Origin of the sequence: Brevibacterium sp. HMSC24B04 (genome assembly GCF_001806835.1) — a bacterium.
GTDB classification, from domain to species: Bacteria; Actinomycetota; Actinomycetes; order Actinomycetales; family Brevibacteriaceae; genus Brevibacterium; species Brevibacterium ravenspurgense.
The window spans coordinates 11,770-31,997 of sequence record NZ_KV786102.1 but is presented as its reverse complement, the minus strand read 5'-3'; the positions used below and the strand labels follow the sequence as shown (position 1 = coordinate 31,997).

Here is a 20,228-nt window from a genome sequence, read left to right as displayed (position 1 = left end):
AGCATTTGACCAGCCCATCATTCCACAGCTTCCCGGGACTAGGCGGCGTGAAAATCGGCGGGCCGAAGTGAAAACCTCTGATCGGTAGGGAACAATAAAATCTATGAATGCACGGATTCTTGTGGTAGACGACGACACGGCGCTGGCCGAAATGATCGGCATTGTGCTGAAGTCAGAAGGATTTGAACCCGATTTCTGCGCAACCGGCGACGGTGCCCTCAGCGCATTCCGCGAATCCAAACCCGACCTCGTGCTTCTCGACCTCATGCTTCCCGGCAAGGACGGGATGGAAGTCTGCCGTGAAATCCGCCGGGAATCGGATGTTCCGATCATCATGCTCACAGCCAAGTCGGACACGGTTGACGTTGTCGCCGGTCTTGAGGCCGGGGCCGATGACTATGTGCCCAAGCCGTTCAAGCCGAAGGAGCTCGTCGCCCGTGTGCGCGCCCGACTGCGCATCACCGAGCCCACCGCACCGGAACACCTGACTGTCGGGGACGTGACAATCGACGTGTCCGGTCACAACGTGACCCGCGGCGGCGAACCGATTTCGCTCACACCCCTGGAATTCGACCTGCTGACCGCGCTGGCCCGCAAGCCGTGGCAGGTGTTTTCGCGCGAACAGCTGTTGGAAGAAGTGTGGGGCTACCAGCACTCGGCCGACACCCGCCTGGTCAATGTGCACGTGCAGCGCTTGCGCTCGAAGATCGAGCGCGACCCTGAGAACCCTGAAATCGTCGTCACTGTCCGCGGTGTGGGCTATAGGGCCGGTCGCGCTGCGTGAGACTCTGGAAGACCGTTCGTCGGCTGGCGCTGCGGACGTACCTGTTCACGGTTCGGCTGTTTCGCCGTTCCCTGCAGGTGCGCGTCGTAGCGCTGACCCTCGTCCTGTCGATCGCGGCGGTTCTTCTGGTGGGGTCCTACGTGTCGCGGGAAATCGCCCGCGGCCTGTTCGAAGCCAAACTGCAGTCGATCACCTCTCAAACCGCCGGCTACGCGTCAGAGCTCGAAGCCACCGCAACGTCGGAGGGCACCGCACAGCTGGGTGAAACCGTCAATACTCAGCTGCGCTCCATGATGGTCCGGTCATCGACTCCACTGCGCAGCATCGCCCTGGAGCCGCGGGATCGCGGACGCTCGGTCGCGCCGATCATTGCGCTGCCGTACGGTCAGGAGCCTGTACGCCCTGCAGAGCTCAACGAGGCGTTTCTCAATCGGGTACAGGAGACCCCCGCGGGCAACCAGACCTACCAGTCGATCACCCTCCCGGGGCAGCAGCGCTCTCCTGGAATTGTAGTTGCGCAGATGGTGGCACTGCCCGGCAGCGGCAAATTCGACTTGTACGTAGTTGCGGATCTGCAGGAAGAGCAGAACACGCTGAGCTTCATCCAGCGCGCACTCACGGTTGCCGGCGTCGTCATGGTCGTTCTCGTTGTGGCCGTCGCCTGGCTTGTGACAGGCCTTGTCGTCGCCCCCATTCGCTCCACCGCAAAGGCCGCAACCCGCTTGGCCGACGGGGACCTCGACGAACGTGTGACCGTCACCAGCCACGACGAACTCGGTGCTCTGGGACGCAGCTTCAATGACATGGCGGACACACTGCAGGACCAGATCGTGCGCATGAAAGAGCTCACGGTGCAGCAGCGCCAGTTCGTGTCGGATGTTTCTCACGAACTGCGCACACCACTGGCTACGATCGGCGCGGCCACCGAAATGCTGTACGTGGAAAAGGACGAGCTCGACGAAACCGGGCAGCGTTCACTTGAGCTGCTGAAGTCCCAAGTTGAGCGCTTCGAGCTGCTCCTGTCGGATCTTCTCGAGGTCTCACGGAACGACGCCGGATTCGTCAAGCTGGAAACCACTGAACAGGACATCACCGAAATCGTGTCCAATGTGGTTGACGGGCTGACCTTCGTGGCTGAGCAGTCCGGCAGTCAGATCGTCATGCACACCCCGTCCACGCCCGTAACCGCGGAAGTCGAGCAGATCCGCATTGGCCGGATTCTGCGCAACCTCATCGTCAACGCGATCGAACACGGCGAAAAGAAGAACATCGACGTGTATGTTGCGGCGACCGCAGAGTCGTGCGCGGTCAGCGTCCGCGATCACGGCGTCGGGTTGACCGCAGATCAGGTCGAGCACGTGTTCGACCGATTCTGGCGTGGTGATCCATCGCGGCGTCGCACGCTCGGCGGCACCGGTCTGGGCCTGGCGATTGCACTGGAAGACGCCCACCTGCACGGCGGGTGGCTGCAGGCGTGGGGCAGTCCGGGCGACGGAGCGTGCTTCCGGCTGACGCTTCCGCGGAAACAGGGAGCCGAGCTGACATCCTCACCGCTGCCGCTGCCGCCGGCAGACGCCCCGAGCAGCGGACCTGCGCTCATCGCCGGGCCCGCAACCTCGGACGGCGCGGTGCGCGTGCAGACCGGCTCGATACCGATTGTCGTTGAAACCGCATCACCGTCTGATGCGGCGGACGAGGACGGAGGACAGCCATGACCAGCAGGCTCCGGAAACTCGCGGCGGCTGTGACGGCCTGCCTTCTGACGTTCAGTGCGGCCGGCTGCGCCACGATTCCCCACAGCGGGCAGATCGGAACGGTCGCCGTGGAGGACTCCGACAACGATGTCCAGTCCCGCACCGACCCGGACGGCCCGGCACCCGGTGCCAGCCCCGCCTCGATCGTGCGCGGCTTCCTGGCGGCCGGTTCGAGCCCTGCCAGCAGCTTTGCAGTGGCCCGCTCTTTCTTGACTGACGATTTCGCCGGCGAATGGAGCCCGCTCAAAAGCGTCTCGATAGTCGAATCGGGTCTGTCGCTGGAGAGCCTCACAGCTTCTGTGACAACCGATTCGCGCAGTGTGTCGTTTACGGTTCCCGTGCAGGCATCCCTCGATTCCGCACACGTCTACCGCGATAGCCCCTCGGGTACAGAGACGCAGCTGAAGTTCAGCCTTCGCCAGGTCAACGGCGAATGGCGGATCTCGGATGCTCCCGACGGCATCGTGCTGTCAGAAGCGAACTTCAATCGGCTCTTCCAGGCATATCCGCTGTACTTCTTCACGCAGGACTATTCATATCTTGTTCCCGACGTGCGGTGGTTTGTCCGCAGCAACAGCACGCTGACGGAAGTGGCCCGCCAGCTGCTTCGGGGACCCGCGGACAATCTGCGCGGAGCTGTCATCTCGGCCGTTCCGGAAGGCACGACGCTCGAACCGTCCGTCGTCACAGTCGAAGGCGGCACAGTCGACGTGGGCCTGTCCCAGGAAGCCGGTGACCTCGACAAAGGGACAAGCAAGCGCCTGTACTCCCAGATATCCCAAACCCTGCGGGCCAACACCTCGATCTCTGATGTGCGCGTGCAGACACCCCAGTCGAACATCACCTCGGGCTCCGATGTGTCAGCTGACCTGCCGGTCGATGCGCCCGCCGTTGTGGTTTCGGAAGGGAAGATCGCGGAAGTTCGGGGCAACTCCTTCGAACCGGTTCCCAATTCGCCGAAAGTGTCGGACAAGGTCCTTCCGGCCCAGTCCTATGACGGGAACACCTACTACTACACGAATGAGAACCGCAAACAGGTCGAGCGCTTCAGCGCAGAAAAAGACGTCGAAACCCTCATCACCGGAAAAGACTTTGTGGGTGTGAGCGCTGACCGTTTCGAATGGGTGTACACGGCCGAAGCCAAGTCGGCGGAGATCCGCGCCGTGGGCAAAAACGGTGAACTCGTGAAGATGGCGGTGCCGTTCGCCAAAGACCGCACCATCAAGCGAATCGCGGTCTCCCGCGAAGGCAGCCGGCTGGCCGTCCTGACTTCCGCTGCGGACGGCACCCGCATCGACGTGGTGGGAATCGTCCGCTCCCGAGGCGGAAAGCCCAACCATCTGACCACGGGGGCGCCGCTGCCGGTCGGCCAGAAATTCGATCAGGTTGCGGACTTCAGCTGGGCCGGCGGATCCTATCTGGCCGTGCTGTCCGCGGATGATGCTTCGGCTGGTGCTTACCGCGTGTGGGTCGGCGGACCGTCCGTGGGACTGGGGTCAATTTCCGGCGGCCAGACGATCTCGGCTGCCGGCGACCTCGGCAGCATGCGGGTTGGGGCTGAGAGCGGTGATGTCTACACCTACACGTCCGGGACGTGGCAGCGAATCGTCGGCGCAAAGGCCTGGAATCCCACGTACCCGGGCTGACCGTGAAGCTGCTGTCCGACATCGCCGATCTGCTCCTGCCGCGCGTGTGTGCAGGGTGCGGGATAGAAACCGTGTCGCTGTGCGGCGACTGCATCGAAGCTCTCGATGGACCCGTTGTGCGCAGCCAACCGCGCTTCGGCCACCTGCCGGTCAGCGGGGCGGGCGTGTACGACGGTGTGCTGCGGAATGTGCTCGTGGCCTATAAGGAAAACGGCAGACGTGACATCGTGGCCGTTTTGGGTCTTCTCCTGGCCCGTGCCGTTGTCGATTCCCTTCAGAACAGGCAGATTGACGGCAAGCCGGTGATCCTCGTTCCGGTGCCCTCGTCATCGTCCGCTGTGCGCAGGCGAGGAGGCAACCACGTTGCCGCATTCGCTGAGTCAGCAGCCCAGATGCTTCGCTCTGACGGGCTGCGGGCTGGGTGCGCCGATGTTCTCACCGTCAGCCGCCACCGCGACCAGGTGGGCTTCGGCAGTGCGGCCAGGAAGGCAAATGTCGAAGGCACACACGCCATCGCCCGCGAACACACTCACCTGGTGCGACAGTGGGGCGAGCGGGCGAAGGTTGTCGTCGTCGACGACATTTCCACCACGGGGGCAACGGGTGCGGAATCGACACGCGCACTCATGAATGCCGGGTGCACACCGGATGGACTCGCGGTTATCGGAATCGCGCGGGGGAGTTCTCGTCAGCTTGAGCTCGATGCGGTTTAATGAAGGTGACCATCGTTTTTGATGGTTTCCCGACGTCAAAGGAGAGCACAATGGACATCGTCGTCAAGGGACGCGGCCTCGCCATCTCGGACAGCTTCCGCACCCACATTGAGGACAAGATCTCCAAGGCCGAAAAGCTCAGCCCTGATGCCCAGGCCGTTGAAGTCAACATCACCCACGAAGACAGCGTGCGTCGTCCAGACGAGGCCTTCCGCGTGGAAATCACCGTATTCAGCAAGGGAGCGGTTCTGCGCGCCGAAGCGCACGCTTCCGACAAGTACGCGGCACTTGACCTCGCTTGGGCGAAGCTCCTTGAGCGTCTGCGCCGGGCACGTGATCGCCGCAAGATCTCCCGCAAGGGCGGTCACCGTCGCCAGTCGACCGGTGAAGCATTCGCCGAAATGCCCGTTGTCGACGCCCCGGCAGCCCCCGCAGCCGCCGAAGACGGCGAACCGGCAGTCGAAGGAGGCGGCGACGCCGAGGAAGCAGACCCCACCAACGGCCGCATTCAGGCTGAAGGCGATTCTCCGGTTCTGCTGCGCGAAAAGACCTTCCCGGCCGAGCCGATCGGCATCGAAGAAGCGCTCAACCGCATGGAGATGGTCGGCCACGACTTCTACCTCTTCATTGACGAAGAAACTTCGCAGCCGTCGGTCGTCTACCGCAGGCGCGGCTGGAGCTACGGTGTGATCGCACTGGACGGCTCCAAGAGCAGCTGATCTGTCAGCGCTGCTGAAACAGCGCGGCGGATGCCCCACGGCATCCGCCGCGTTCTGTTTTCTGGAGTCGGAGTGGGGCAGCACTGACAGTCCGATGGGCGATGTTGCCTGCTGGCTCGTCCGGCCCGCAGGCTGTCCGCGCGACATGCGCGCAACTGCGCGTTAGACTTGACGGGCGCATGTCGAGATCCGCTGCGCTGAGACGGACAGAGGAGAAACGTGGCCAACATCCTTGAGAAGCTGCTTCGGTTCGGCGAAGGACGCACCCTGAAGAGGCTCCGGAACTACGCCACGGCGATCAACAACCTGTCCGACGAATACAGCGACATGACTGACGCGCAGCTGCGCGAAGAAACCGACCGCTACAAGGCGCGTGTTGCCGACGGCGAAAGCCTTGACAAGCTTCTTCCGGAGGCTTTCGCAGCTGTCCGCGAAGCCTCCACACGCACGGTCGGACTGCGCCACTTCGATGTGCAGCTGATGGGCGGCGCCGCTCTGCACATGGGCAATATCGCCGAAATGAAGACCGGTGAAGGCAAGACGCTGGTTGCCACAGCGCCGTCGTACCTCAATGCGCTGACCGGCAAGGGCGTGCACGTCGTAACGGTCAACGACTACCTGGCCAGCTACCAGTCGGAACTCATGGGGCGTGTGTTCCGGTTCCTCGGAATGGAAACCGGCTGCATTATGTCGAACATGGCGCCCTCCCAGCGTCGTAAGCAGTACGCCGCTGACATCACCTACGGCACCAACAACGAATTCGGCTTCGACTACCTGCGCGACAACATGGCGCTGGAAGTAGCCGACATGGTCCAACGCGGCCACAACTTCGCAATCGTCGACGAAGTCGACTCGATCCTCATTGACGAAGCGCGCACCCCGCTCATCATTTCGGGTGCTGCAGAAGGCGACGCCAACCGCTGGTTCGGCGAATTCGCCACGATCGTCAAGCGCCTCAAACTGGACCGCGACTACGAAGTCGACGAAAAGAACCGCACCGTCGGCATTCTCGAGCCCGGTATTGAGCGGGTTGAGAACTACCTCGGCATCGGCAACCTCTACGACGAAGACCACACGTCGCTCATCAGCTTCCTCAACAACTCGATCAAGGCCAAAGAGCTGTTCAAACGCGACAAGGACTACGTCGTCCTCGACGGCGAAGTCATGATCGTCGACGAACACACCGGCCGCATTCTGCCCGGCCGTCGCTACTCGGAGGGTCTGCACCAGGCGCTGGAAGCCAAGGAGAACGTCGAAGTTCAGGCCGAGAACCAGACTCACGCCACGATCACACTGCAGAACTACTTCCGCCTGTACGACAAACTGTCGGGCATGACCGGTACCGCTGAAACCGAAGCGGCCGAATTCAATTCGACCTACAAGCTCGGCGTCGTGCCGATTCCCACGAACAAGCCGCTGCTGCGCGAAGACAAGCCCGACCTCGTCTACCGCAATGAAAAGGTGAAGTTCGACGCGGTTGTCGAAGACATCGCGGAGCGCCACGAAGAGGGCCAGCCGGTTCTTGTGGGCACCACCAGCGTGGAGAAGTCCGAATACCTGTCGGGGCTTCTGGCCAAGCGGGGCATCCGCCACGAGGTCCTCAACGCCAAGAACCACGCGCGCGAAGCAGCGATCGTCGCAATGGCCGGTGTTAAGGGCGCGGTTACGGTCGCCACCAACATGGCCGGCCGCGGTACCGACATCATGCTCGGCGGCAATGCTGAGCACATTGCGGTGGCAGAAATGGAGAAGCGCGGCCTGGACCCGGCCGATGACTCCGAAGAATACGAAGCCCAGTGGCCAGCCGTTCTCGAAGCGGCTGAAAAGCAGGTCGAGGAAGCCGCGGAGGAAATCCGGGAACTCGGCGGCCTCTACGTTCTGGGCACCGAACGCCACGAATCCCGCCGTATCGACAACCAGCTGCGCGGACGCTCCGGCCGTCAGGGGGACCCCGGTGAATCGCGCTTCTACCTGTCGATGCGCGACAACCTCATGCGCCTGTTCGGCGCCGGTGCCGCTGAACGCGCACTCGCTCTTGCGAACACCCCGGAAGATGAACCGCTTGAATCGAAGATGGTCAGCCGCGCAATCCTGTCGGCACAGAACCAGATCGAGCAGCGCAACGCGGAACAGCGCAAGAACGTCCTGAAGTACGACGATGTTCTCAACCGCCAGCGCACCGTCATTTACGATGAACGCCAGCGCGTTCTCGAAGGCGACGACTTCGAAGACCAGATTCACGACTTCCGCGACGATGTCCTGCGCGCCTACGTCGAAGGCGCGACGGTCGGCGATCCCGAAGACTGGGAAATGGACAAGCTGTTCGTTGCGCTGCAGGACCTCTATGCCACCTCGATTACGCCGGAAGACCTCTACGAGGACGCGGGAGGCAAGAACAGCCTCAACCGCGAAAAGATCCTCGAAGAAGTCCAGGCGGATGCCGACCTCGCCTACGAAAAGCGCGAAGAAGAACTCGGTTCAGAAGCGCTGCGCCAGCTTGAGCGTCGCGTTCTGCTGACCAGTATCGACAAGCGCTGGCGTGAGCACCTGTACGAAATGGACTACCTGAAGAACGGCATCGGCCTGCGCGCTATGGCGCAGCGCGATCCGCTCGTGGAGTATCAGCGCGAGGGCTTTGAGATGTTCACCCGAATGCAGGACGGCATCAAGGAAGACGCCACGCGCCTTGTCAACAAGCTGCAGGTGCAGGTCAAGACCGTCAAGAGCGACGAGGTCGAAGTTGAGTCCGATGTCTTCCGCACCAAGCTGCCCAAGCTGACGCTGGCCGGCCCCAGCGAATCTGGGGAAAGTGAAGCGCGCACGGACACTGCGGCGGACGACGACGGCGGTTCGGGCAACCGCGCTGAACGCCGCAAGAAGAAGCGTCGCTGAGGCCCCGGTCTGAGCACTGACGAGCCCCCGTGCTGCGAATCGCAGTGCGGGGGCTCGCTGTTTGTGGCCGTGTTCGTTCCGCAGGGGTGCCTGCTGTCGGTTCAGGCAGTCAGATATTCGCGGACGATCCACCGGTCGCGATTCTTCTCCAAACGCAGCGCGCAGGCTTTTGTGCGGGGCCGCAGAGCGATCGACACAGCGGCTTCTATGACGTTCGGCGCAGGTGAACTCAAGCGCGGCCGGCCGATGCCGCGGATGTAGTCAACCTGCTGTTCGGATCGCAGTGCGCGGCGCATCCGCAGTGCGGAGACCACGGAGCTGCGGACTTCCGGGTCGAGCCAGCGTTCAATGGACTGCAGGGTCCGCACACCGTATTCGACTTCGGTCAAAGCAGTGACGATTGAGCGCACAAAGGCGGCTGCGGCTGCTGCTTCGCGCTGTTTTTCGGCAGCTGTCTGCTCTTCGGGAGTCGGCGGGCGCTTGTTGAACATGCGGGTACGAGGTGTCGCGGGTCGGGTCAGGGTGAGTGGTTCGGCGGTCATGGCAGCTCCAGTTCGGTGTCGGGGTAGATGAGGTCGGGGTTGCCGCCCAGGGTGTCGGCATTGGCTTTGCTGATGGCGCTTACGCGTTCAGCTGTTGACTGGCCGGGTTTCGGGTGGGCGATGGCGATCTTCCAGATGCTGTCGCCCTTTTTGACTGTTACGCGCTGAGGCGATTCGGGTTTCGGTGCTGTGTGTTCGGCTTCTTTGCCGTGCGCGTCCTGTTTGCGCTGCTCGGGTTTAGTTTCTTGTTCCTTCGGTTCCTTGGTCTGCGTCCGAGGCGGTTTCGGTTCGGGCTTCTGTGTTGGCCAGCTGGGGTCGGCAGGTGGGGCCGTGCTGGGTCCGGGGTAGGGGGTGTCGCCCGGCGGGGACGTCGGCCAGTGCGGCGGGGGTGTTTGCGTGCCCTCGGTCTGGGGTGCTGTGGACTCACCGTGTGCGGCCTCTGCTTGTGAGGGCGAATTCTGCGCCGGTGCCGCGTGGGCTGTTCCGGCGGCGAGAACGACCGCTGTCATGGATGCGGCTGATGCTTTCAGCGCGGCGGGGGCGATCCTGCGCGCCCACGTGGCAAGTGCGACTGCGCCCGGCACGCCGATGAGGTCAAAGACGCGAGCCGCCGAGATGAGTACGAGCGACAGCTGCAGGCGAAGACCGGCGAGGGCTGCCGCGCAGAGTGCTGTTACGACGACCGCGGCACCGATGTCTGCGTTGAGCGCGCGGTCTGCGAAAGAGGGACCCGCTGTGAGCAGCGCAGCGCATATCAGCAGGTGCAGAGCGGATGCTCCCACATGGATTTCTGTTGGCTTCATGTTCACTCCTTTGTGATCATCTGCAACCAAAGTACATGATCAAACTCAAAACACAAGAATGTTCGAATAAGTGCGAATAAAATCTTCAAGCCATGGTTTGGCTGCGTGCCTGGGGCACAATGTTTTTATGGATCGCTTTGATGAGCTTTTTGCTGATTTGGAGGGCCAGGCTGCGGCTGAGAGGGCGCGCGAACGCGATGGTGAGTTCGGCGATCTCGTTGCTGAGAGCTTCTATGAGGTCACCTTTGTGGAGCGGCTGGCCGGCGCTGTCGGTGAGCACGTCGATCTGCGCACCGCCTCCGGCCCCGTTTCCGGCGTGCTGACCTCGGTGGGTGAAGGGTGCTGCTGTATTGACGGAGGAGTTCTTGTGATGCTCGCAGCTGTCGAAGGCGTGGCGCTGAAGCCGCGTGAGCACGCAGCGCAGGAGCGCTGGAGGTCTGCGCGTTCAATTCTGGGGCAGTGGTGTGCTGAGCGTAAGCAGGTGCGGGTTGAAACTGCAGGAACAGCACTCGAGGGGACGCTGCACGCTGTTGCGCGTGACTATCTGCAGCTGCGCAGACGAGGTGCCTTTGAGCTGGTGCCTTTGCGCAGGATTTCTGTGGTCCGGGTGCTGCAATAGCGCCGCTGTGCGGACGTGCTCACACGTCAGTGCCGGCTTCGATTTCCTGCTGGGTTTGGGCGTACATGCGCTGAATGTAGTTTTCGATTTCAGCTTTTTCGACGCGCCACTGCCCGCGGCCGCCGACTTTGATGGCTCGCAGTTCGCCGGAGCGGACGAGTGCGCGAGCCCCTGCGGTCGAGATGCTGAGCATTTCGGCGACATCGGTCAGAGGGAGGAAGCGTGTTTCGACGACCATTGCGAGCTCCTTGGTCTGGTGGCCAACCGCAAAGGGGTGGGCGAGGGTGGCGTATCCGTGTATATTCAAAGAAGAATATTCCGCAAACTGCATAAAATGATAGCAAAGTACACCTAACGGCAGATAAATCGATCAATGGAGATCTGATGCACACTGCACCCCGTTTCCGCACTCCCAAGCTGCGTGATCCGCGCGTTCTCATAGCTGTTCTCTTACTTGTCGCCTCCGTTGTCGCCACGTGGCTGGTGGTCACGAGCGTTGCGAAGACGACGACGGTGTGGGCAGCAGCGGAGCCTTTGGCGCCGGGCACTGTCATCACGCGCGAGAACGTCCGGCCGGTCGAAGTGCGACTGCCGGAGGACAGCGGCGGATACAAGCGGGCGTCCGATGACGACCTCATCGGCCAGACAGTCCTCAGCCCCATTGCGGCCGGCGACCTTGTACCGGCATCGCAGGTCGGTTCGGGTGACAGCTTGGGCGGTCGACGAGTTTCGCTTCCGCTGCAGCGGTCTCTGCCGGCAGATGTCAAGGCCGGTTCCCGGGTCGATGTGTGGGCGGTTGACATGCGCGAGGACAGGGGAGAACCGCAGCCTGTTCTGCGCAATGCTGCGGTTCTTGCCGTGAATCGCGACGGTGGGGGATTCACTGTCAGTTCGGGTGTGAGCGTTGAGGTGTTCGTGCCCAATGACAGTCTGCAGAAGGTTCTGCAGGCCGTTGCGGCTGAAGACCATCTGTCGGTCGTGTCGATTCCGAAGGACCGTCCATGATTTCGGTTGTGCTGGCGGTCGATGTTGAGTTCGAAAGCTCCGCCGCAGCCGCACTTTCGGCTGCCGGCGATATAGCGGTTCGCTCCCGGCCCGCCGATGGGGTTGAACTTGCTGCCGCGATGTCGGCCGGTGCCGCGGAAGTCTATGTGCTGAGCCGCTATTTCCCCGGAGTCGATGCTGAGTTCCGGGATCGCGCGCGCCGGCTGGGTGTGCGCATTCTGGGCTATGGCGCGGGGCTGGTGGCGGACTGGGGTGTGGCTGTCGAGGTGGAGGCCGGCTGTTCGGCGGAAGCCCTGTGTGAGGCTGTGCGCGCCTGTGCTCAGGCTGAACCAGCGGAGGTTTCTGAAGCGCCCGCCGTCGCACCGGTCGAAGCTGGAAGCCCGGGGCGGATTGTCGCCGTGTGGGGCGCTGACGGTGCTCCGGGCCGCTCGACGATTGCGGCAGCGCTTGCCGACATCAGCTCGCGGGCGGCGAGTACGGTTCTCGTCGATGCTGACACGGTCCATGCCGGGCAGGCTGTCATGTTGGGCCTGTTGGACGACGCATCGAAGATCGCCGCTTTGTGTCGCAGCGCAGAATCTCTTGACGACACGGTGATTTCTCGCTGCATTGCGCGCGTCCGCGATGGCTTGGATGTGGTGACTGGGCTCAGCCGCGCGGATCGGTGGCCCGAGGTGCGAGCCGGCGCACTGACTGCCGTTCTTGAGGAACTGGCCAAGCGCTATCCGGTTGTCATCGTCGATGTTTCTGCCCGCATTGACCCCGATGACCCGCTTGCGGATCCCTTCTATGACCGGCATGCGGCGACCAGGGCGGTTCTGGATGCCGCTGATGACGTCATCGTGGTCGGTGCGGCGGAACCGCCGGCGCTCGTGAGGCTTATGAATGTCCTCAGCAGCGAGCGTTTTCGGCATGCGGAGAAGACACGCGTCGTTGTCAACCGGGTGCGCGAAAGCGCTGTTGGAGCCGATCCCGAGCGGCGCATCCAGCAGACACTTCAGCGCTTTGTCGCATGCGAATCACCGGTTCTGCTGCCGGATGCGCGGGATGTCATCGACAGGGCAGTTCTTGCCGGCACCACGATCATTGAGTCCGCTCCGAAGAATCCCCTGAGCATTGCCCTGTGGGGTTTCGCAAGGGAACTCGGGCTCGCCCCGGCCGGGCGCAGGAGAGCGGGGAGGCCTCGCAGGCGCGGTTTTGCGAAGCTGCTGAAGAGTTCACCGCGCGACAGCGGGGCTCGCACAGGCAGGCGCGCAGGCATTGGACAATAGGCGTATGAAGAAGCGCGTCTACACAGCTTGTGATTTGGAAGAATTCGCAGCCGCCTGGCCGAACCTGGGGGAGCGGACGGTGTTCTTCCTGACAGATTCAGCGGCAGCCCTGCGCGGGGACGACCTTGATTATGCCGAGTGGCGTGCGATGACGGCCGCGGCGACAGCGGCAGCCGCTTCTGCGGCTTCCAGCGGAACTGCCAGGATCGTGGCGGCTGCCGATGTTGAGGTGAGTAGTACCTCGAACGTGGATGACCAGATAGCGGTGGGTTCGGCGAGCGTTCCCGCGGCGTCGGTTGTGAGCTTCCACGTGGATGAGCATCTGCGGCACGAAAGCACGGAAGACGATCTCATCCAGCAGGACCTGCTGTGGTACGCGCCTTCTGAAATTGATCACCTGCTGGGGGACTTCCGCGGCTGAGCCGCGCGAGGTTCACTCAGAGCCGCGCGACCCTCGCTCAGCTCCGCCTCACTCAGAGCCGGCGATGGTGGCCAGCCGTTCGCGGAAGACGCGTTCGACCGCGGCTGCAGCGGCTTCTTCGATCATGCCGCCCAGCAGCGGGATGGAGGATTCCGCCTCGGCGTCGACCGTGATGAGCGAATGACCGTCACCCAGCCCCTCAGCGGTGATGTCGGCGGTGATGCCAAGCGGCACGCCCGGAATTTCTGCGCTGTAGGCGGCCGGTTGATCCGGGAATGCGTTCGGCACCGTGATCGTCTGCTCGAGGTGCGCCGCTTTGCTCACGAACGCGGCAGCGGCATCGGGAATGTCAAAAGAGGCCAGCGAGGCCCGGGCGTGTACGACGGTTCCGGAGCCAGTCGCTTCGGCTGTCGCAGCAGATCCTTCAGCCGTCTGCCAGCTGTCCGGGGAGGCCAGAATCGAGCGGATCGAGTCGGTTTCCACCCTCAGTCGTTCACTCACGCGAATTTTCTTCATTCGGCAAATATACCGATCGCCTTTCACGTCCTAGAGTGGTACCGAAAGCTTTAGACCATTCATGAGGTGATGAGCGTGACGCAGGCGTACACAGCCGAAATCGCACAGCGTTGGCAGCAGCTGTCAAGCAACCCCGGATCAGCTGCCCTTGCCAGCGCGTATTACCCGAATGTCACCGAAAGCGATTTCGAGGTGTACGGCCCAGAAGTTCTCGCGGCTACCCTCGACTACCACTTCGGTGTTGCCCAGCGCTTCGACGGCGAAGCGCCGCAGATTGACATTCACAACCCCGACACCGAGGCCCCGGACTACACCGGCAACCGCACCATCATCGACATCGTCGTCGGTGACAAGCGGTTCCTCCTGTCCTCGATCGTCAACAAGATCTCCAGCCTCGGCTACGCCATCCGGGCCGTGCACCACCCCATCCTGCGCACCGTGCGCACCGGCGGCACTCTCGAAGTGATCGACCCCGCGCAGCTGCGACAGACCACGACCGACACCTCGGCTCTGCCGATCATCTCGGCTGAGCTCAGCGAAGGCGGACAGTCGAACGTCGAATCGTGGATCCACATCGAAATCGACCGGATCCCGGAAGAAGAGTTCGGCCAGCTGCAGGAAACCCTCGCCAGCGTTGTCAGCATGCTCGGTGCGGCCACCCGCGACTACCCGGCCATGCGCGACCGCGCCCGCGAAATTGCGGAAGGCCTGCGCGCAAACCCGCCGGCGGAAGACCTCGCAGCCGAAGCCAGCGAAGCCGCCGCACTGCTCGAATGGCTCGATGGGCGCTTCGCCTTCATGGGGTACCGCGAATACCGGCTCAACGAAGTCGACGGCCAGTCTGTCCTCGAACCGATTGAGGCCACCGCGCTGGGCATTTCCGCTATGCGCAGAGCAACCACCTCGCCGCTGTCAGAAGCCGTTGCGGCGCATGCATTGGACCGCCACGTTCTGGTCCTGACAAAGGCCAATTCGCGCTCCCACATCATCCGTCCTGACTACATGGACTACCTGGGTGTCAAAACCTTTGACGAAAACGGGCAGATCGTCGGCGAGAAGCGCTTCGTCGGGCTGTATACAACGTCCATGTACACCTCGTCAGTCCTCGACATCCCGGTCATCCGCGGCAAGGCCCGCGCGATCATCGAACGCTCCGGCATGTCCCGGGAATCGCACTCCGGTGACGAACTCCTGTCGGTGCTCGAAAGCTACCCGCGCGACGAAATCCTCCAGTCGACCATCGAAGACATCGAAAAGGTCGTCCTGCCGGTGGTCAACCTGCAGGAGAAGCGCGAAGCCAGCGTCTTCATCCGCCGTGACGAATACGAACGCTTCGTGTCCGTGCTCGTGTACGTGCCGCGCGACCTCTACGACACAGCTTCGCGCAAGCGCGTTGAGCGCGTCCTGCGTCAGCGCTACCGGGCTGAAAGCGTGGACTTCGACGTCCAGCTGAGTTCCTCCGCGCTCGCCCGCCTGCACTTCACCGCCCGGGTGGCCCGCAGCGAACCGCTTCCCGCGGTCGACTCCGCAGAAGTGGCCGACAGGATTCGGGCCGCCGTGCGGTCCTGGAGCGAAGACGTGCAGGAATTCCTCGCACCTTCGGGCACTCGTGTATCCCACAGCGATCAGGTCCGCGTGGCCCAGTGGGGCAACGCCTTCCCCGGCGCCTACGAAGAGTCCTACACGCCGCACGACGCACTGACCGACATTGCGCGCTTTGAAAAGTGCGAACGTCTGGGCAGCGCACTCATGCGCTTTGAACCGGACTCCGAATATCTGCGTGAGGCCGGTATCGATCCTGACACCCTGCCGGACGACGCAGAACTCACCCGCGTGCGCATGCTGTTCTACAAGCGAAAGCCCGCGTCGTTGTCGACCATGCTGCCGCTGCTGTCGTCGATGGGCGGCGACATCATCGACGAACGTCCCTTCCGCCTGTCGCTCGGCGATGGCACACAGCGCTACCTGTACGACTTCGGCATCGAGTTCCCCACACCCATCACGCAGGCTGATTTCGGCCGGCTGGAAGACGCCTACCTGGCCGGGTGGATGGAAGAACGCGAGTACGGCAACCTCGACCGACTGCTGCTGGCGGGCCTGAACTGGCGCGAAGTCGAGATTCTGCGCGCAATTGTCCGCTACCTGCGCCAGGCCTCGGTGGCCTATTCCGACAGCTACATCGCGCGCGTGCTCGCGGCCAACACAGACCTTGCCCGCGGCCTGGTCGACCTTTTCGCCGCTAAGTTCGATCCGGACTTCGTCGGTGACCGCGAAGCCGCGGTCAGCGAACTCGAAGGCGGAGTCGAGGAAAGCCTGCGCGGCCTTGCAACCCTCGATGAGGACCGCATCGTGCGCTCCATGCTGGCCTTCATCAAGGCTGTTGTGCGCACCAACTTCTACCACCCGACCGACGGCACCCTGCCGACGGCGCTCGCGTTCAAACTGCTGCCGGAAGAGCTGAGCTTCCTTCCGCTGCCGCGCCCGCAGATCGAAACCTGGGTCTATTCACCGCGGGTTGAGGGCGTGCACCTGCGCTTCGGTGCGGTCGCCCGCGGCGGCCTGCGCTGGTCGGATCGCCGCGATGACTTCCGCACGGAAGCCCTCGGCTTGGCGAAGACCCAGATGGTCAAGAACGCCCTCATCGTGCCGGCGGGTGCGAAGGGCGGCTTCTACCCGAAGGGTCTGCCGGTCGGCGACCCTGAAACTCGCGCCCAGTTGGGCCAGGCTGCCTACGAAGAGTTCATCGGCGCGCTGCTGGACATCACCGATAACCTCGATGCCGACGGAACGGCCGTCAGCCCCGAGCGTACCGTCATCTACGACAGCGCAGACGCCTACCTCGTCGTCGCCGCAGACAAGGGCACGGCGCGCTTTTCCGACGTGGCCAACGCAATCTCGACCGCCCGCGGCTTCTGGCTGGGAGACGCCTTCGCCTCCGGTGGGTCGAACGGCTACGACCACAAGGAAATGGGCATCACCTCCCGAGGCGCCTGGAAGTCCACGGAGCGCCACTTCCGTGAGCTCGGGGTCAACACGGACGAAGATGACTTCACCGTCGTCGGCGTGGGCGACATGAGCGGCGACGTGTTCGGCAACGGCATGCTGCGCACACCTCACACCCGCCTTGTTGCCGCGTTTGACCACCGCGACATCTTCATCGACCCCAACCCGGATGCGGCCGCATCGTTCCAGGAGCGCAAGCGCCTGTACGACCTTCCCGGCTCGTCCTGGCAAGCCTACTCGAGGGAGCTCATCTCCTCAGGCGGCGGCGTGTTCTCCCGCAGCGCCAAAGCCATCACGGTGAGTGAAGAGGCAGCCGAGGCCCTCGGAATCGAACCGGGCTCCACCTCGCCGGATGACCTGATCCGCGCAGTCCTGCGCGCGCCGGTCGACCTCCTGTACTTCGGCGGGATCGGCACCTACCTCAAGGCCACGGAAGAGACCGACCTCGACGTCGGCGACAAGGCCAATGACGCTATCCGCATCAACGGCGAAGACGTGCGCGCCCGCGTCGTGGTGGAGGGCGGCAACCTCGCCTGCACCCAGCGCGGACGCGTGGAAGCCGCCCGCAGCGGGGTGCGCATCAACACCGACGCAATCGACAATTCCGGCGGCGTTGACGCATCTGACCACGAAGTCAACATCAAACTGCTGCTCGAACGGGCCATCGCCGCAGGCGCCCTGGCCCGCGAAGACCGCAGCGGCCTTCTGCGCTCACTGCAGGATGACGTCGCACAGTCGGTGCTTGCGCACAACTACGCGCAGAACGCAGCACTTGGCGACGCCGCGTGGAACGCCCGCGCTATGACGCAGACGCACGTGCGCCTCATGGCGTACCTGGAAGAGCACGCGGGGCTCGACCGCGAGGTCGAAGCTCTGCCCACCGACGCAGAGCTGACGGAGCGCCACGAAGCCGGCGGCGGCATCACAACGCCGGAAACCGCAGTGCTCCTGGCCTACGTCAAGATGGACGCCGGCAGCCAGATCTACAACTCGGCGGTGCCGGATGAAGCGTTCATGCGCCGCTACCTGGAGAGCTACTTCCCGGCATCACTTGCCGAGCAGTTCTCCGAGGTCCTGGCCTCCCACCCGCTGGCCCGCGAAATCGCGGTGTCGAACCTCGTCAACCGGATCGTGGACTTCGGCGGCATCAGCTATCTCTACCGTCTGCTGGAAGAGACCGGCACGAGCGTGGCTCACGCGGCACGCGTCTACACGGTTGTCAACGAGCTGTTCAGCCTTGAGGCGCACCTGGATGACATCCGCACGCTCGACAACCGGGTCTCGGTCGATGTGCAGAAGCGCCTGCAGTACAACGCAGTACGCCTGCTTGACCGCGCATCGCGCTGGCTCATCCAGCAGGCGCCGGGTGAATTCGACGTGCTCAGCGCACTCGAGTACTACCAGGCCACTGTCGCTCAGCTGCGCGATCTCATGCCCTCAGTTCTGCAGGGCAAGGACCTGTCGGACTACGAAGCGAACAAGCAGGCATACATCGACGAGGGCGTCCCGGAGGACGTCGCCGCTCGCGCAGCCGGGCTGCTCGATGAGTTCTCGCTGCTGGACATTGTGCAGATCGCCAGCCGCGTGGACCGTCCGGCACTCGACGTGGCCGCCGTCTACTACGGAATGTCGGCTCGCTTCCAGGCGGCGTCGCTTCTGAAGATGATCGGCAGGCTCGACCGCAGCAGCCGCTGGAAGGCCCTGGCGCGTGCGGCAACGCGCGACGAGTTCTACCAGGCCCTGCACGGAATCGTCGTGTCTGTTTTCGATGTTTCGCACACAACAGCGCCGACGCTGGAAGACCGTGCGGCTGAGCGCATGGAGCAGTGGGAGTACACCAACCGCACGACCATGGAGCAGGTGGTGGAGCTCATTGACGAGATCAGCCGGATCGATGATCCCGGACAGGCCCCGATTTCGGTTCTGCTGCGCATGCTGCGTTCGGTTGTCCGCTCCACCGAGTTCCAGTCTGAGGTTCGATGACGTTCACGGACCAGCTGCAATCGGCGCCGTCGATCCGCGGGGAAGAAGACACCGAGTGGATCCACCTGCTGGTGGGGGACTGGCAGCTCATTGCCGACCTGTCCTTTGCCGACCTCGTGCTGTGGGTTCCCGAGGAAGTCGATGGTGAGGAGAGCTTCCGCATCATCGCCCACTGCCGGCCCACAACGGGGGCGACGGTGTTCCACCGCGACCAGGTGGGGGAGCGCGCTGAGCCCGTGGTGCACGATCTTCTGGCGCGCGCCTACGCGGAGGGGCGGATTGTCGCCACTCACGAGGACGAATGTGACTTGGCCGAGGTCGAAGCGGTGCCGGTTAAGCGCGATGGTCGCACGATTGCGCTGCTGACCCGCCACACGCAGGGTGTGCGCCGCGGCGGTGTCAGCCGGCTGGAGCGGAACTACCGGCTGTGCGGGTCGACTCTTCTGGCGATGATCGCCGAAGGCTCTTTCCCCGGGACCGAGGCGCCGTCTGCTGCCCGCCGAGGTGAACCTCGCGTGGGAGACGGCCTGGTTGTTCTCGCTCGCGAGGGCCGGGTGCGGTACGTGTCGCCGAACGGGATTTCGGTTCTGCACAGGCTGGGGCACGAAGGCGATATTGAGGGCCTCTACCTGGCTGAGATCGTGTCCGGGCTTATCAAACAGCAGCGGCCGGTCGATGAAGCTCTTCCGCTGGTGCTCACGGGGAGGGCCGCATGGCGCACCGAGGTCGAGGCGGGCCGGGTTGCCGTTTCGCTGCGCTCGGTGCCGCTGTCGCGCGGTGGTGTGCGCACGGGTGCGCTTGTTCTGCTGCGCGACGTTTCGGAAATCCGCCGGCGTGAGCGCGATCTGCTCAGCCGTGACGCCATGATCCGCGAAGTGCATCACCGGGTGAAGAACAACCTGCAGACCGTATCGGCGCTTCTGCGCCTGCAGCAGAGGCGAACGGAATCACCGCACGCCAAGGAGTCGCTTTCGGAGGCGATGCGCCGAGTCGAGATGATTTCGATTGTCCACGACGTGCTTTCGCAGGGTATTGAAACGGAAGTCAACTTCGATGAGATCGTCGACAAGGGCCTGCGCCTGACACCGGAGTTGGCTTCACCGAACATTCGGGTGGAGGTGAGCAGGCGCGGCAGCTTCGGGCCGATCAGCTCGGCTGATTCGACCGCTCTTGCGCTGGCGCTGACGGAGCTGGTCACCAACGCTGTGGAACACGGCTTCGGAAGCTTCGACGAAGATGAAGAAGTTGAGGGGTCGGTGACTGTGACACCTCGCCGCTATGACGATCGCCTCGAAGTGATCGTCGCCGACACCGGAGTGGGCATTTCCGGTGAGCGCGGACCGGGGTCCGGCCTGGGCACCCAGATTGTGCGCACACTCATCACCACCAACCTCGACGGAAGCATCGAATGGCGGCCGCGCCCCGGCGGCGGCACGGAAGCTGTTATTGATGTTCCGCTGCGCGAAGGCGAATAGCTGAAGCCCGGGGCAGCCGGGGAATTCCCGTACACACGCAGAAGCGGGGACTGAGTCACTCAGTCCCCGCTTGCGCTTTGAA

Annotated in this window: 16 protein-coding genes; 12 read left to right on the top strand and 4 right to left on the bottom strand. The window is 63.4% G+C overall.

From position 1 onward, the window contains the following. Positions 1 to 103 precede the first annotated feature (103 nt). The 6 genes from mtrA (at position 104) to secA (ending at position 8,508) form a co-directional block, all read left to right on the top strand. Complete coding sequence (gene mtrA, locus HMPREF3092_RS08935) at positions 104 to 784, top strand: MtrAB system response regulator MtrA (RefSeq protein ID WP_070424648.1); 681 nt, start codon at positions 104 to 106, stop codon at positions 782 to 784. Next, positions 781 to 2,499 (top strand): MtrAB system histidine kinase MtrB, encoded by a 1,719-nt coding sequence (gene mtrB, locus HMPREF3092_RS08930; RefSeq protein WP_070424647.1) that lies wholly within the window; start codon positions 781 to 783, stop codon positions 2,497 to 2,499. Before mtrA ends, mtrB begins: the two co-directional genes overlap by 4 nt. Continuing rightward, positions 2,496 to 4,184 (top strand): LpqB family beta-propeller domain-containing protein, encoded by a 1,689-nt coding sequence (locus tag HMPREF3092_RS08925; RefSeq protein ID WP_070424646.1) that lies wholly within the window; start codon positions 2,496 to 2,498, stop codon positions 4,182 to 4,184. Before mtrB ends, HMPREF3092_RS08925 begins: the two co-directional genes overlap by 4 nt. Beyond that, the gene (locus tag HMPREF3092_RS08920; protein ID WP_141738003.1) at positions 4,133 to 4,897 is read left to right on the top strand and encodes a ComF family protein; all 765 of its coding nucleotides are present in this window, start codon (positions 4,133 to 4,135) and stop codon (positions 4,895 to 4,897) included. The genes HMPREF3092_RS08925 and HMPREF3092_RS08920 overlap by 52 nt, the downstream gene beginning before the upstream one ends. Further along, a complete protein-coding gene (gene hpf / locus HMPREF3092_RS08915; RefSeq protein WP_331711540.1) occupies positions 4,897 to 5,616 on the top strand; it encodes a ribosome hibernation-promoting factor, HPF/YfiA family in 720 nt (239 codons plus the stop codon). The genes HMPREF3092_RS08920 and hpf overlap by 1 nt, the downstream gene beginning before the upstream one ends. A 219-nt stretch (positions 5,617 to 5,835) precedes the next feature. Continuing rightward, positions 5,836 to 8,508 (top strand): preprotein translocase subunit SecA, encoded by a 2,673-nt coding sequence (gene secA / locus HMPREF3092_RS08910; RefSeq protein ID WP_062019755.1) that lies wholly within the window; start codon positions 5,836 to 5,838, stop codon positions 8,506 to 8,508. A gap of 101 nt (positions 8,509 to 8,609) precedes the next feature. Here secA and HMPREF3092_RS08905 read toward each other — a convergent pair whose 3' ends face one another. Further along, complete coding sequence (locus tag HMPREF3092_RS08905) at positions 8,610 to 9,050, bottom strand: Rv3235 family protein (protein WP_070424645.1); 441 nt, start codon at positions 9,048 to 9,050, stop codon at positions 8,610 to 8,612. Next, positions 9,047 to 9,853: a LysM peptidoglycan-binding domain-containing protein gene (locus HMPREF3092_RS08900; protein WP_070424644.1), complete on the bottom strand. Its 807-nt coding sequence runs from the start codon at positions 9,851 to 9,853 to the stop codon at positions 9,047 to 9,049. Before HMPREF3092_RS08900 ends, HMPREF3092_RS08905 begins: the two co-directional genes overlap by 4 nt. A gap of 127 nt (positions 9,854 to 9,980) precedes the next feature. Here HMPREF3092_RS08900 and HMPREF3092_RS08895 point away from each other — a divergent pair, with 127 nt between their 5' ends. Continuing rightward, positions 9,981 to 10,472: a hypothetical protein gene (locus HMPREF3092_RS08895; RefSeq protein WP_070424643.1), complete on the top strand. Its 492-nt coding sequence runs from the start codon at positions 9,981 to 9,983 to the stop codon at positions 10,470 to 10,472. Between the two features lie 19 nt (positions 10,473 to 10,491). On the opposite strand, the gene HMPREF3092_RS08890 is transcribed toward HMPREF3092_RS08895, so the two are convergent. Next, the gene (locus HMPREF3092_RS08890) at positions 10,492 to 10,710 is read right to left on the bottom strand and encodes a helix-turn-helix domain-containing protein (protein WP_061944051.1); all 219 of its coding nucleotides are present in this window, start codon (positions 10,708 to 10,710) and stop codon (positions 10,492 to 10,494) included. A 146-nt stretch (positions 10,711 to 10,856) separates the two neighbouring features. Here HMPREF3092_RS08890 and HMPREF3092_RS08885 point away from each other — a divergent pair, with 146 nt between their 5' ends. From HMPREF3092_RS08885 to HMPREF3092_RS08875, 3 genes are read left to right on the top strand one after another with little or no spacing between them, the layout of a single operon-like run. Next, complete coding sequence (locus HMPREF3092_RS08885) at positions 10,857 to 11,477, top strand: SAF domain-containing protein (protein ID WP_061944054.1); 621 nt, start codon at positions 10,857 to 10,859, stop codon at positions 11,475 to 11,477. Then, positions 11,474 to 12,748 (top strand): CpaE/TadZ family protein, encoded by a 1,275-nt coding sequence (locus tag HMPREF3092_RS08880; protein WP_070424642.1) that lies wholly within the window; start codon positions 11,474 to 11,476, stop codon positions 12,746 to 12,748. The genes HMPREF3092_RS08885 and HMPREF3092_RS08880 overlap by 4 nt, the downstream gene beginning before the upstream one ends. 4 nt (positions 12,749 to 12,752) lie before the next feature. After that, positions 12,753 to 13,169: a DUF6912 family protein gene (locus HMPREF3092_RS08875; protein ID WP_019175614.1), complete on the top strand. Its 417-nt coding sequence runs from the start codon at positions 12,753 to 12,755 to the stop codon at positions 13,167 to 13,169. A 48-nt stretch (positions 13,170 to 13,217) separates the two neighbouring features. Here the strand turns inward: HMPREF3092_RS08875 and HMPREF3092_RS08870 are convergent, their stop codons facing one another. Beyond that, positions 13,218 to 13,685 carry a DUF2505 family protein gene (locus HMPREF3092_RS08870; protein ID WP_070424641.1) on the bottom strand — a complete coding sequence of 156 codons (468 nt, stop codon included), beginning with the start codon at positions 13,683 to 13,685 and terminating at the stop codon, positions 13,218 to 13,220. A 75-nt stretch (positions 13,686 to 13,760) separates the two neighbouring features. Between HMPREF3092_RS08870 and HMPREF3092_RS08865 the strand changes: the two genes are divergently transcribed. Continuing rightward, positions 13,761 to 18,671, top strand: a complete 4,911-nt coding sequence (locus tag HMPREF3092_RS08865) for an NAD-glutamate dehydrogenase (protein WP_070424690.1) — start codon at positions 13,761 to 13,763, stop codon at positions 18,669 to 18,671. Further along, positions 18,668 to 20,146, top strand: a complete 1,479-nt coding sequence (locus HMPREF3092_RS08860; protein ID WP_070424640.1) for a sensor histidine kinase — start codon at positions 18,668 to 18,670, stop codon at positions 20,144 to 20,146. Before HMPREF3092_RS08865 ends, HMPREF3092_RS08860 begins: the two co-directional genes overlap by 4 nt. Positions 20,147 to 20,228 lie beyond the last annotated feature (82 nt).

Excerpts from the sequence above, each read along its gene's own strand:
- mtrA (WP_070424648.1), top strand. The coding sequence starts at position 104 with ATGAATGCACGGATTCTTGTGGTAGACGACGACACGGCGCTGGCCGAA.
- HMPREF3092_RS08925 (WP_070424646.1), top strand. The coding sequence starts at position 2,496 with ATGACCAGCAGGCTCCGGAAACTCGCGGCGGCTGTGACGGCCTGCCTT.
- hpf (WP_331711540.1), top strand. The coding sequence starts at position 4,897 with ATGAAGGTGACCATCGTTTTTGATGGTTTCCCGACGTCAAAGGAGAGC.
- HMPREF3092_RS08905 (WP_070424645.1), bottom strand. The coding sequence starts at position 9,050 with ATGACCGCCGAACCACTCACCCTGACCCGACCCGCGACACCTCGTACC.
- HMPREF3092_RS08900 (WP_070424644.1), bottom strand. The coding sequence starts at position 9,853 with ATGAAGCCAACAGAAATCCATGTGGGAGCATCCGCTCTGCACCTGCTG.
- HMPREF3092_RS08895 (WP_070424643.1), top strand. The coding sequence starts at position 9,981 with ATGGATCGCTTTGATGAGCTTTTTGCTGATTTGGAGGGCCAGGCTGCG.
- HMPREF3092_RS08890 (WP_061944051.1), bottom strand. The coding sequence starts at position 10,710 with ATGGTCGTCGAAACACGCTTCCTCCCTCTGACCGATGTCGCCGAAATG.
- HMPREF3092_RS08885 (WP_061944054.1), top strand. The coding sequence starts at position 10,857 with ATGCACACTGCACCCCGTTTCCGCACTCCCAAGCTGCGTGATCCGCGC.
- HMPREF3092_RS08880 (WP_070424642.1), top strand. The coding sequence starts at position 11,474 with ATGATTTCGGTTGTGCTGGCGGTCGATGTTGAGTTCGAAAGCTCCGCC.
- HMPREF3092_RS08875 (WP_019175614.1), top strand. The coding sequence starts at position 12,753 with ATGAAGAAGCGCGTCTACACAGCTTGTGATTTGGAAGAATTCGCAGCC.
- HMPREF3092_RS08870 (WP_070424641.1), bottom strand. The coding sequence starts at position 13,685 with ATGAAGAAAATTCGCGTGAGTGAACGACTGAGGGTGGAAACCGACTCG.
- HMPREF3092_RS08860 (WP_070424640.1), top strand. The coding sequence starts at position 18,668 with ATGACGTTCACGGACCAGCTGCAATCGGCGCCGTCGATCCGCGGGGAA.